10 protein-coding genes are annotated in these 13,067 nt (G+C 38.8%); 3 read left to right on the top strand and 7 right to left on the bottom strand.

Features of this window, described 5'->3' with window-relative positions:
• Window positions 1-115: 115 nt before the first annotated feature.
• Entirely contained in the window at window positions 116-1,591 is a 1,476-nt protein-coding gene (locus ACYQ2D_RS14905; protein ID WP_459786004.1) for a DUF1846 domain-containing protein, read from the top strand.
• A gap of 86 nt (window positions 1,592-1,677) precedes the next feature.
• Here ACYQ2D_RS14905 and galE read toward each other — a convergent pair whose 3' ends face one another.
• From galE to proA, 4 genes are all read right to left on the bottom strand, one after another.
• Window positions 1,678-2,694, bottom strand: a complete 1,017-nt coding sequence (gene galE / locus ACYQ2D_RS14900; RefSeq protein WP_117457162.1) for a UDP-glucose 4-epimerase GalE — start codon at window positions 2,692-2,694, stop codon at window positions 1,678-1,680.
• Window positions 2,695-2,795: 101 nt separating this feature from the next.
• Window positions 2,796-3,719 carry a nucleotidyltransferase family protein gene (locus tag ACYQ2D_RS14895; RefSeq protein WP_372555308.1) on the bottom strand — a complete coding sequence of 308 codons (924 nt, stop codon included), beginning with the start codon at window positions 3,717-3,719 and terminating at the stop codon, window positions 2,796-2,798.
• 350 nt (window positions 3,720-4,069) lie between these two features.
• The gene (locus tag ACYQ2D_RS14890) at window positions 4,070-4,789 is read right to left on the bottom strand and encodes a CPBP family intramembrane glutamic endopeptidase (protein WP_459786002.1); all 720 of its coding nucleotides are present in this window, start codon (window positions 4,787-4,789) and stop codon (window positions 4,070-4,072) included.
• Complete coding sequence (proA, locus tag ACYQ2D_RS14885) at window positions 4,786-6,063, bottom strand: glutamate-5-semialdehyde dehydrogenase (RefSeq protein ID WP_117457165.1); 1,278 nt, start codon at window positions 6,061-6,063, stop codon at window positions 4,786-4,788. Before proA ends, ACYQ2D_RS14890 begins: the two co-directional genes overlap by 4 nt.
• Before the next feature lie 238 nt (window positions 6,064-6,301).
• Here proA and trkA point away from each other — a divergent pair, with 238 nt between their 5' ends.
• Both trkA and ACYQ2D_RS14875 read left to right on the top strand, forming a co-directional pair.
• The gene (trkA, locus tag ACYQ2D_RS14880) at window positions 6,302-7,660 is read left to right on the top strand and encodes a Trk system potassium transporter TrkA (protein WP_459786000.1); all 1,359 of its coding nucleotides are present in this window, start codon (window positions 6,302-6,304) and stop codon (window positions 7,658-7,660) included.
• A 31-nt stretch (window positions 7,661-7,691) separates the two neighbouring features.
• Window positions 7,692-9,140 (top strand): TrkH family potassium uptake protein, encoded by a 1,449-nt coding sequence (locus ACYQ2D_RS14875; protein ID WP_118701100.1) that lies wholly within the window; start codon window positions 7,692-7,694, stop codon window positions 9,138-9,140.
• A 50-nt stretch (window positions 9,141-9,190) separates the two neighbouring features.
• Here ACYQ2D_RS14875 and ACYQ2D_RS14870 read toward each other — a convergent pair whose 3' ends face one another.
• Genes ACYQ2D_RS14870 through ACYQ2D_RS14860 form a run of 3 tightly spaced genes read right to left on the bottom strand, consistent with a single transcriptional unit; the run spans window position 9,191 to window position 13,043 of the window.
• Complete coding sequence (locus ACYQ2D_RS14870) at window positions 9,191-10,546, bottom strand: sensor histidine kinase (RefSeq protein WP_459785998.1); 1,356 nt, start codon at window positions 10,544-10,546, stop codon at window positions 9,191-9,193.
• Window positions 10,543-11,217, bottom strand: coding sequence for a winged helix-turn-helix domain-containing protein (locus ACYQ2D_RS14865; protein ID WP_459785996.1), 675 nt, complete (start codon window positions 11,215-11,217; stop codon window positions 10,543-10,545). Before ACYQ2D_RS14865 ends, ACYQ2D_RS14870 begins: the two co-directional genes overlap by 4 nt.
• A 41-nt stretch (window positions 11,218-11,258) precedes the next feature.
• Entirely contained in the window at window positions 11,259-13,043 is a 1,785-nt protein-coding gene (locus ACYQ2D_RS14860) for a Na/Pi cotransporter family protein (protein WP_459785995.1), read from the bottom strand.
• Between the last annotated feature and the right edge of the window lie 24 nt (window positions 13,044-13,067).

The following is a 13,067-nucleotide window of genomic DNA, read 5'->3' as shown; positions in this document are numbered from 1 at the left end:
TTATTCTGCCAAAAGTTTCTTTTTTTTGTTTCCCCTACTAGAATTTTGCCTGCTCTTTGTAGTATAATAAATTTTGTATGAGTAAAAACAGAGTAAAAAGAAAGGCATAAAGAAAATGAAGATAGGATTTGATAACGAAAAATATTTATCTATGCAGTCTGAACACATTCGTGAACGCATCAACCAGTTTGACAACAAACTGTATCTTGAATTTGGCGGAAAGCTTTTTGATGACTATCATGCATCAAGAGTTCTTCCGGGATTTGCACCGGACAGCAAACTGCGCATGTTAATGCAGTTAGCCGACCATGCAGAAATTGTCATTGTAATCAGTGCTGGAGATATTGAAAAAAATAAAGTTCGTGGTGACCTTGGTATTACTTATGATGCTGATGTACTGCGTCTTAGAGAAGTTTTTCAGGAGCGTGGACTTTATGTCGGAAGCGTTGCAATCACACAGTTTTCCGGTCAGCCGGCTGCTATTAATTTCAAAAAGAAACTGGAAAAACTCGGCATCAAAGTATATATTCTCTACTCCATTGATGGCTATCCAAGCAATATTCCGCTTATTGTTAGCGATGAAGGTTATGGAAAAAATGATTACATCGAAACAACAAGACCACTTGTAGTCATCACCGCACCTGGACCTGGAAGTGGAAAGATGGCAACCTGCCTCTCCCAGCTCTACCATGAACATAAACGTGGAGTTCATGCAGGATATGCCAAATTCGAGACTTTCCCAATTTGGAATATTCCGTTGAAACATCCTGTCAATTTAGCTTATGAAGCTGCAACTGCCGACTTAAACGATGTCAATATGATTGACCCGTTCCACTTAGAAGCTTACGGTGAAACAACAGTAAACTACAACCGTGACGTTGAAATTTTCCCTGTTCTTCGTGCAATTTTTGACCGTATTTTCGGAAAATGCCCATATCAGTCCCCAACTGACATGGGGGTCAACATGGCCGGAAACTGTATTATTGATGACGAAGCCTGCTGCGAAGCATCCCGTCAGGAAATTATCCGTCGTTACTATCAGGCAGTAGACGGACTTGCAGATGAGACTAAGACCCAGGACGAAGTGTTTAAAATTGAGCTGTTAATGAAACAGGCAAATATCTCCTTAGAAGACAGAAAAGTAACGGTTGCCGCAAAAAAACGTGCCGAAGAAACCGGAGCACCTGCTGCTGCAGTCGAATTAGACGATGGACGCATCATCACAGGAAAAACTTCTGATTTACTTGGTGCTGCTTCTGCGCTCTTATTAAATGCGTTAAAAGACCTTGCAGGGCTTCCTCACAATCTTCATGTAATTTCTCCGGCTTCTATTGAGCCAATCCAGAAATTAAAAACATCCTATCTTGGCAGCAAAAACCCTCGTCTTCATACAGATGAAATTTTAATTGCACTTTCAAGTTCTGCCGCAACCAGCGACGCTGCAAGACTTGCATTAGAACAGCTTCCAAAATTAAAAGGATGCCAGGTTCATTCTTCTGTTATGCTTTCTTCAACTGATAAAAAAACATTCCAGAAATTAAAAATGCAGGTAACCTGCGAACCGATTTTTGAACATAAAAAACTATATTAAGATTTCAAAAAGGGACAGACACAGCTAATCCGCTGTATCTGCCCCTTTCCTTTTTATTTACCAATTTTACCAATCAGAATTATCAATTAATCATCATAACCATTCGGGTTATTAGACTGCCATCTCCAGGAATCTTCACACATTTCTTTGATTCCATATTCTGCGGTCCATCCAAGTTCTTCTTTTGCTTTTTCTGCACTTGAATAGCAGGTTGCAATATCTCCAGGACGACGTGCTTTAATAACATAAGGAATTTTTACACCTGTTGCAGCTTCAAAATTCTTTACGATATCAAGTACGCTGTAACCTTTTCCAGTTCCTAAGTTATAAATCTTAAGACCTGCTTTTTCTTCAATTTTCTTAAGTGCTTTTACATGTCCTTTTGCAAGGTCTACTACATGGATGTAATCACGTACTCCTGTTCCATCCGGTGTATCGTAATCATTTCCGAATACACCCAGCTCTTTTAATTTTCCTACTGCTACTTGAGTGATGTATGGCATTAAGTTATTCGGAATACCGTTTGGATTTTCTCCGATTGTTCCGCTCTTATGTGCTCCGATTGGATTGAAATAACGAAGCAGTACTACGTTCCATTCAGGGTCTGCTTTCTGAATATCGGTTAAAATCTGTTCCAACATGGATTTTGTCCATCCATAAGGATTGGTACACTGTCCTTTCGGGCATTCTTCTGTAATTGGAACAAATGCAGGATCTCCATATACTGTTGCGGAAGAAGAGAAAATAATATTTTTTACTCCATGTTTTCTCATTACATCAACTAAAGTTAAAGTACCTGCAATGTTATTTTCATAATATTCCCACGGTTTTGCCACGGATTCACCAACTGCTTTTAAACCTGCAAAATGAATACAGGAATCGATGGATTCTTTCTCAAATACTTCATTTAATGCATCTCTGTCAAGAATATCTGCTTTATAGAAAGTCACCGGTTTTCCTGTGATTTTTTCTACTCTCTCCAGTGATTTTTCACTCGCATTACTTAAGTTATCTAAAACAACCACATCATAGCCTGCGCTCTGCAGTTCTACTACGGTATGGCTTCCAATATATCCTGCTCCACCTGTTACTAAAATTGCCATTTGTTGTTCCTCCTTTTAAAACCTCTAAGTTTTCTGTTTAGAAACATCTTTTATGTTCTATATTACTTTACCATTTTTTTTTGAAAAAGAAAAGCCTTAATTTATTTTTCCCATAAATATTCCGGATACAGACCTTCTGCTTTCATACGTTTAATTGCAGCCACAACTACCGGTTTGTCTTCTTTATAGGTTACACCATACCATTTATCTGTAGATTTTAAAACCTGAACAGTCGCTTTTTCTTCTGCCAGCAATTCTCCGACTACAGAAGGCAGGAAGTATTCACATTTTAACGGATTCTTTTCCAGATTTTCTTCTAAGAATTTCGGAAAACGATTTTTTAACTCTGTCAGCATACTCGGTGTAAATCCCCACATATTCATGGATACAATACTGTCATTTGGAAGTGCTGTCCATGTTTTTCCATCATCTTCTGTATATTCTGCCTGTTCTCCATGTTTTTCAATACGGGTTCTTTCACAGATTCCTACCAGATGACCGTTTTCATCCGTCTCGCAGACTCCTCTTGCCACATGTCCGTTTTCGGTCAATGTATTTTCCAGCACATAGCCAACCATAGTATAGCGGTATTTTTCATCATCTTCGTGTGTGGTTAAGAAATCATAGATTACCTGGAACGCATGAGAACCATAATAATCATCTGCATTGATAACTGCAAACGGAGCATCTACTTCGTTGATACAGCTTAAGATAGCATGACCTGTTCCAAATGGTTTGATACGTCCTTCCGGAACGGTAAATCCCTCCGGAATATTTTCCAGTTTCTGATAGACATAACTTACATCAATCACTTTGCTTAAGCGATCACCGATTGCTGCTTTAAAGTCTTTTTCATTTTCCTCTTTTATAATAAATACTACTTTTTTAAATCCTGCTTTTACTGCGTCGTAAATGGAAAAGTCCATAATGATATGACCCTGTTCATCTACCGGGTCAATCTGTTTTAATCCTCCGTAGCGGCTTCCCATTCCTGCTGCCATAACGACCAATATCGGATTTTTCATAATCTATTTCCTCCTTATAAAATCATCAGATTTCTTTCTAATTTTACCACATAACTATCTGTATCGTAAAGCTGACTTGAATTTCTCAACGAAAAAAGAGCCATTTCTTCTAATTTCGATTCTTATTTATTTTATATGATGCTAGGGTCAAAAGGTCAAAAAGCCGTTCATGCTTGCATGATAAGGCTTTTGAACTTGGGACCCGCCAAACATGAGAAAGTAGCGATTTACGTAGTAAATCAGCGGATTTCGAATGTTTGCAGAATTGCGGGAGCTGCTTCGCAGCGGAGCAATTCGTAGGCATCAGTTGGGGGCAAAATACCTTTTGACCCCAATATCTTTATATTAATTTAAAGCAGACTTAAAAGCTGTCCACTGAAATTAATTACAAAATGTAAATACATCGATGCTTTCAAAGTTCCATAACGTTTTACTACAGCACCAAGTACCATCCCCAATAAAAACGCATAGATTCCCTGTACCAGATTCAGATGAATCATACCAAAATAAAATGCCTGAATGATATTTGCCACCCAGAATGGAAACTCTTTTCTTAAAATCACAAGGCAAAGCCCCCTCATAAGCATTTCCTCTACAATTGGTGCCGTAATCACCACATAAAATACAGAAAAGAGACTCGGATTTCCACTTCCCAGATTCTCCATTACTTTTGTATAATTCTGCATCACATCCGGTCGAACAATATACACAAGATTCAAAAGAAAACTGATTGAAAACTGAACAAAAATTCCTAATACTGCAAGTTTTAAAAGTGCCGGCAGATTCAGATTCTTTTGTTGATCCCAGACCGGATATTTTCCGCCTGCCCGCATCCGTTTATACCAGAATACCCCAATCACAAAAAATATAAGGTATGCCAGAATACTAATCAGGTACAGCCCTTCCTGCTCTAAAAATCCAGAAAGCCAGTTACCAAATACTGTTCCTGACACCGCAGTCATTCCAATCATTCCTGTAAAAGTACAGCCACATGAAACAAGAATTTCTATTATAAAATAAACTGCAATCGGTGTCAGACTTAATAATAATGTCTTTATCTTTCTGCTCATAATTCTTTAAAGTGAAACTGGCTGTTTCCCTGTGCATAATCTGCCACAATCTGTCCCTGTCCGTATAATTTATATTTATAAGTAACAAGCCCCTCCAGTCCAACCGGACCTCTTGCGTGAATCTTTCCTGTACTGATTCCTACTTCTGCTCCAAATCCATAACGGAATCCGTCCGCAAATCGGGTGGAACAGTTTTGATAAACCCCTGCAGAATCCACTAACTGCATAAATTTTTCTGCAATTTCCTGATTTTCGGTAAGAATACAATCCGTATGATGCGAACCATAATGATTGATATGTGCAATCGCTTCTTCTTCGTCTTCTACCAGTTTAACTGAAAGCACCAAATCCAGATATTCTGTATGAAATTCTTCTTCTCCCATCACTTCACAAGAAATGATTTCACTGACTTCTTTTGTTCCACGAATTTTCACTCCTGCTTCTTTTAAAGCAGTTTCAAGTTCCGGTAAAAATTCTTTTGCAATTTCTCTGTGAACCAACAAGGTTTCCACTGCATTGCAGGCTGCCGTATATTGAGTCTTTGCATCCACAATCACCGGAATGGCTTTCTTTTTGTCATACTCTTTGTCTACATAAATATGGCAGACGCCGTCTGCATGTCCCATAACCGGAATCTTTGTATGATTCATAATATACTGAACAAAAGAATTTGAACCTCTTGGAATCAATAAATCGACCGATTCATGACAGGATAAGAGTTCATCAATCTCATTATGTTGTTCTGCCTGAAGCATACAGCCTTCCGGCACTCCGACCGAAGTTGCTGCCTTATAAATAATATCAAACAAAATCTTATTGGTTCTTGCAGTTTCTTTTCCACCTTTTAAGATAGCGCAGTTTCCGCTTTTTAAGCAAAGCGAAGAAATCTGAACCAGCGCATCCGGTCTTGCCTCAAAGATAATTCCAATCACGCCAATCGGACAACTCACACGATAAAGATTTAGTCCATCATCTAACTGTCGTGCCAGCTGTACTTTTCCAAGCGGATCCGGCAGTTTGATTAATTCGCTGATTCCGTTTACTACATCCATCAGTTTGTGTTCATCAAATTTCAGGCGTTTTTTCACCGCCGGTGCGATTCCCATTTTTTCTGCAGCTTCCATGTCTTTTTTATTTTCCAGAAAAATTGCTTCCCTATTCAAAAGGAGAGCCTCCTTTACCTTTTCAAGTGCCAGATTTCTCTGCGCTTCTGAAAGTCCCGCCAGCTTTGGGCTGTCCTGCTTCATCTTTTTTGTTGCTTCTTTCATATTCATACTGCCGATTCCTCCTGATTTTCGGGGATAATTTTACTTCTTACCGCTCATTATAGCTCGAATTTTCTTTGCTTGCAATCCCAATTGGAACAAAGTACATCATGTACCCAATTTTACCAAATGAAAATCTAAATTTTTTCATAATCCTTATTTAAAAATAGACATAGCAGTGCTATAATGTTCACACGGCATATCATAGTGATATGCAATTTTTCATATTCTTTAATTGGAGGATTTTATGAACATTATTATAGTAGGGTGTGGAAAAGTCGGACGCACCCTTGCCGAACAACTCAGCAATGAAAAGCATAATATCGTCATTGTTGATATTATTGAGAAAAAAATTCAAGACACTACCGAAGACATCGATATTATGGGATTTCTCGGAAATGCATCAAGTATCAATACCCTTCTCGATGCCGGAATTGAAACAGCAGACCTTTTAATTGCCGTGACCGGTTCTGACGAACTAAACCTGCTTTGCTGCCTGATCGCAAAAAAGGTAAGCAAATGCCACACTATCGCAAGAGTGCGTAATCCGGTCTACAGCAAAGAACTTGGATTTCTCAAGCAGAGTCTCGGAATTTCCATGATTATTAATCCGGAACATGCTGCTGCGATTGAAATTGCACGTATCTTACGTTTTCCATCCGCAATTAAAATCGACACCTTTGCCAAAGGCCGTGTGGAATTATTAAAATTTAAAATTAAGCCGGAATTTAAATTAAACAATATGTCCGTTATGGAATTTGGTGAACGCTATAAAAACCTGATTCTGATTGGTGCAGTCGAACGTGGAGAAGAAGTCAGTATTCCATCCGGTAATTTTATTTTAAAGGATAATGATACTGTGTCTGTCATCGCTTCACCAATCAACTCCGCTTTGTTCTTTAAAAAAATCGGAATCCATACACATCAGGTAAAAAGCACCATGATTGTAGGCGGTGGTACTCTTTCTTATTATCTTGCCAAGATTCTCTTAAGTATGAAGATTCGTGTTTTAATTGTGGAATCCAACGCTGCCCGCTGTGAACAGTTAAGTGAATTATTACCGGACGCTACCATTATCCACGGAGACGGAACCGATAAAAATCTGCTCTTAGAAGAAGGATTGACCCGTGTGGAATCTTTTGTTACTTTAACTAATCTGGATGAAGAAAACATCCTGCTTTCTTTATTTGCCAAGAAAAACAGTAATGCAAAATTGGTTTCAAAAGTAAACCGGATTGCGTTTGATGATATCATTGAAGGTCTTGATATCGGAAGTGTGATTTATCCAAAATACATTACTGCCGATTATATTCTTCAATATGTCCGTGCCATGCAGAACAGTATCGGAAGCAATGTGGAAACCCTTTATCAGATTCTTGATAATAAAGCGGAAGCTCTTGAATTTTCCATCCACGATGACTGTCCGTTTTTAAATATCCCGCTGGCTGACTTAGATATCCGTGACAACCTCTTAGTTGCCTGCATTAACCGAAATGGTGTCATCCTGATTCCAAGAGGTCAGGACTCGATTCAGGCAAACGATACAGTCATTGTTGTCACTACAGTAAAAGGACTCAATGATATTCAGGATATTCTGAAAAAATAGTTTACTTTATTACTAAAAGGAAAATTAAATTATGAATTACTCAATTATTGCTTATATCATTGGATGGATTTTAAACTTTGAAGCTTTATTTATGGCACTTCCCTGTATAACTGCAATTTTCTACCATGAACATTCCGGCTGGGCATTTTTCTTATCTGCTATGTTCTGCCTCTTAATTGGAATTCCACTGGTACAGAAAAAGACAAAAAATAAAATCTTTTATACCAGAGAGGGCTGTGTTACAGTTGCACTAAGCTGGATTATCCTTAGTATTATGGGTGCACTTCCATTTTTAATTGGCGGTGTTATTTCAAATCCAATTGATGCCGTATTTGAAACCGTCTCCGGTTTTACGACTACCGGTGCAAGTATTCTTCTGGATGTAGAATCGCTTCCAAAGTGCATGTTAATGTGGCGAAGTTTTACTCACTGGATTGGCGGTATGGGTGTTCTGGTCTTTATTCTCTGCCTGCTTCCATTAACAGGAGGTGACGGCGGTTATCATGTCAACCTGATGAAAGCCGAAAGCCCTGGACCATCTGTCAGTAAACTCGTTCCTCAGGTTCAGTCTACTGCCAAAATTTTATATTCGATTTATCTGACTTTAACCGTTATCGAATTTGTATTACTTTTATTTGGTAAAATGTCTGTTTTTGATGCACTTACCACCTCATTTGGTACAGCCGGAACCGGTGGGTTTGGCATTAAAAATGACAGTATAGCGGGTTACTCGCCTTATATTCAATATGTAGTTACGATATTTATGATTTTATTTGGAATTAATTTCAGTGCTTATTTCCTGCTTTTAAGCAAGAAACTCAGACAGGCAATCCATATGGAAGAAGTACGCTGGTATCTGATTATCATCTTTGCTTCCATTGTCTTTATTTCTTTTAATGCAAGAGCAATGTTTTCTACTTTAGAAGAAACCATAAGACATGTCTCATTTCAGGTAGCTTCGGTTATTACGACAACTGGTTTTGCTACAACGGACTTTGATTTGTGGCCGGAATTTTCACGTACGATTCTGGTTATTTTAATGTTTATTGGCGCTTGTGCCGGAAGTACCGGTGGTGGAATCAAGGTTTCCAGATTTATTTTATTAATCAAGACCATGAAAAAAGAACTTCACACTTACCTGCATCCAAGAAGTGTAAGAAAAATTCAGCTGGATGGCAAAGTGGTAGAACACAATGTCCTTCGTTCTACGAATGTTTATATGATTGCCTATATTCTGATTTTTGTGGCCTCGGTTTTACTAATCAGCCTTGATAACTTTGACCTTACCACAAACTTTACAGCAGTTTCTGCAACCTTAAATAATATCGGTCCGGGGCTTGAACTGGTTGGACCGACCCAGAACTTTAGCCTCTTTTCCAATGGAAGCAAGCTGATTTTGATTTTTGATATGCTTGCGGGACGTCTGGAATTGTTCCCACTTTTACTTTTATTTGTAAGAGATTCCTGGAGAAGATTTTAACCGAATAAAAGAAGTCTTCCTCACTGAAATACCAAAAAAGCAGATGAACATCACTTCTGATGAACATCTGCTTTTTTTAATATCAATATAATCTTTGTTCCTCTTTCCGGCTCACTGTCAATTTCAATCCTTGCATCATGGAGAATCGCTCCATGTTTTACAATCGAAAGTCCAAGTCCTGTGCCTCCGGTCTTTTTTGAATGACTTTTATCTACACGATAGAACCGCTCAAAAATACGTTCCTGTTCTTCTTTTTTAATTCCAATTCCATTATCTTCAATGGAAATTTTCACCTGATTTTGATTCTTCTTAACCTTTACTTTTACATAACCACCTTCATGATTATATTTAATCGCATTATCTGCCACATTGTACATCATTTCATATAAGATATGGCGCACTCCATTTACCATTGTCTGCTTTTCTGCTTCCACAGACAGCTTAATCTTTCGTTTTTCTGCTTCCACAAGCAGAGTCGTGCCGATTTCTTCTGCCAGCTCACTGACATCCACCAGTTCAAACGGCATGCTGATTCCCTCATCCAGCTTTGAAATTTCAATAATGTCCTGTACCAGATTTGTCAGTCTGCTTGCCTCTTCATAGATTCGTCCGGCAAAATCAGGAACTTTATCCGGCGGAACCATATCATTCTTCATAATCTCCGCATAACCGGAAATTGACATTAACGGTGTTTTTAATTCATGAGAAACATTTGCTGAAAATTCTTTGCGAACTTCTTCTGCTTTTTTTAGTTCTTCCAACTGTTGTTTTAACTGATGATTCTGGTCGTCAATTCTTACCAGCAGTGGTCTCAGTTCTTCATACACCACACTGGAAAGTGGTTCTTCTAAGTCCAGCTGGTTAATCGGTTTGATTAATTTTGAAGTCTGTTTTTCAACTAATACGAAGGCAAATGCCAAAATTAAAATCAGCAGGATTCCCATCAAAAAAAGTCCGGAAAACATGGTTTGAAATACACTGTCTGTCGTTTTTGCCACACGCACCAGTCGTCCATCATCTAATCTCAGGGCATAATAAAAGGTCTTTTTTGATAAGGTCTCTGAGAAACGAATGGTTTCTCCTTCCCCTTCTTCCATCGCCTGTTTTACTTCCGGGCGATCCTTATGATTTCCCATTGTTGCAGAATCTTCTTCCGAATCATACTGAACAGTTCCATCTTCATTTAATATGGTGATTCTGCTGGTTGTAAATGTTCCTGCCTGTTCTTCCCATCCACTGTCTGTCGTCTGCTCTAAAAGCAGACGGACGTACTGTGCTTCATTTCGTACGTCCTGTTCCATCCATTCATTTGTCTTTACATACATAATGACGCTTGCTGACACGAAGGTCAGCACCATCGAGAGAATAATCATAAACCCTACATAATTTAAGATTCTTTTTCTCATTTTCTGTCTCCAATTCGATATCCTACCCCTCGGATAGTCTCGATCAATGCTCCTGATTCTCCGAGTTTCTGTCTCAATGTCCGGATGTGTACATCTACTGTTCGAGTTTCTCCATCAAAATCATAGCCCCAGATATGTTCCAGCAATTTATCACGAGTTAACACAATGCCCTGATTCTCCATCAGATAACGGAGCATTTCAAATTCTTTGTATGTCAGTTCCACCTGACGTTCTCCATCTAATACCCGGTGGCGTTCCACATCAATTGAAAGATTTCCACAGCTTAAAAGTGTATCTTTCATCTGTTTTTTGCTCCTTCTAAGCACTGCTTTTACTCTGGAGATAAACTCCATCATTCCAAATGGCTTTGTAATATAATCGTCTGCTCCACTATCGAGTCCACGCACTTTATCATACTCTGCTTCTTTCGCAGTCACCATAATCACCGGAATATCTCTGGTCTTCGGATCTTTTTTTAACTTTTCAAGAATGCTGTATCCGTCCTGACCCGGAAGCATGATATCCAGCAGAATCAAATCCGGCAATTCTTTTTCCAGACATCGGAATAATTCTTTTCCTTCCTGAATTCCTATTGCTTCAAATCCTGTTGTTTCTAATGTATATACTAACAACTCACGAATATTTCTTTCATCTTCTACACAATAAATCATACTTCCACCTCTTCTGGTTTTTCTCTACCAGAAAAGTATACTTAATTTTTTACGGAAATACAAGATGGGAGCGCATAGCGTGCCCGTGCAACTCGGGTAACACTTTGAAATTCTACACTGCTTTTCTTCATTTTTTCCAGGTAGCTGTGTGTATCAAAGGCATCCTCCTGCACCTGACAGATACAGACTGCCACATTCGAACAATGGTCCGCCACTCTCTCAAGACTTGCTGTAATATCGGAAAGTACAAACCCCTGCTCAATCGTACAGTTTCCATTTCTAAGACGTCTGACATGACGGTTCTTTAATTCAATCTTTAATTCGTCAATGACTTCTTCAATCGGCTCTACGCTTCTTGCAATACTTTCATCTTTTGTTTCAAATCCTTTTACGGCAGCCTCAACCACATCTTCTACTGCTTTTGTAATTACTTTTAACTCCGCAAGTGCTTCATCCGAGAATTTTAGATTTTTCTCATACAGCTCTTTTGCCGAGCGCATGATGCTGACTGCATGGTCGGAAATTCGTTCGAAATCACCGATGCAGTGTAACATGATCGATAAGTCATGGCTATCCTTTACATTTAAATCTTTCTGACTCAATTTTACCAGATAAGTTCCAAGTCCATCCTCATAGCGGTCCACCTGCTCTTCTTCCGCTAAAACCTGTTCTGCTTTTTCCGAATCATAATGTTCGATAAGCCCAATTGCTGTATTGATTGCATCTTTTACTTTATTTGCCATTTCAACTGCAACTCTTCGACTTTGTTCTACTGCTAAAGCCGGTTTATCTAAGAAACGGCTGTCCAAAAGTTCCATTCCGGTTGCTTCTGTTTCTTTCTTATCTTCCTCTTTGTCACGAATCGTAAGAATTGCAAGTTTTTCAAGTACTTTTGAAAATGGAAGTAACAAAAGGGTTGCAAATACATTAAAAGTCGTATGCACAACTGCGATTCCTGCTGCATTTGCTGCCTGATTCATAAACGGAAACTGTACAACTGCATTGATTGCATAAAACAGTACCATAAAGACAACTGTTCCAATAATATTGAAGTAAAGATGTACCATTGCTGCACGTTTTGCATTTTTCTTTGCACCAATTGCAGATAATAATGCCGTAATACAAGTACCAATGTTCTGACCCATGATAATCGGAATGGCTGCACTGTAGCCGACTGCTCCCGTTACGCAAAGTGCCTGTAAAATTCCGACAGATGCAGAAGAACTCTGAATCACTGCGGTTAAAATCATACCTGCCAGAAGACCTAAAATCGGATTGGAAAATTTTGTTAAAATTCCGGTAAATTCCGGTACATCAGCAAGTGGTTTTACTGCGCCGCTCATACTTTCCATACCAAACATTAATACTGCAAATCCGATGAAAATCGTTCCAATGTCTTTTTTCTTTTCACTTTTTGCAAACATTAAAAATGCAACACCAACTAATGCCAGAACCGGTGAGAATGTAGTCGGCTTAAATAACTGGATAAAAAAGTTATCACTCTGAATACCAGATAAGCTTAAAATCCAGGAGGTAATCGTAGTACCGATATTTGCTCCCATGATAACGCCTACTGCCTGAGATAATTTCATAATTCCAGAGTTTACAAAACCTACAACCATAACTGTTGTAGCCGATGACGATTGGATAACTGCGGTTACCGCAGCTCCTAAACCAACTGCCTTAAGTGGATTCGAGGTAAGTGTCTCTAAGATTTTTTCCATCTTACCGCCCGAAACCTTTTCCAGACCGTCCCCCATCACATTCATTCCATATAAAAACAGGGCAAGTCCTCCAAGTAAAGTCAAAATACTAAAGAAATCCATAATTTCCTTCCTTTCTCTTTCATT

Source organism: Blautia stercoris (genome assembly GCF_054657695.1).
The sequence above is the reverse complement of the archived record's forward strand: the minus strand, read 5'-3'. Positions and strand labels throughout refer to the sequence as shown.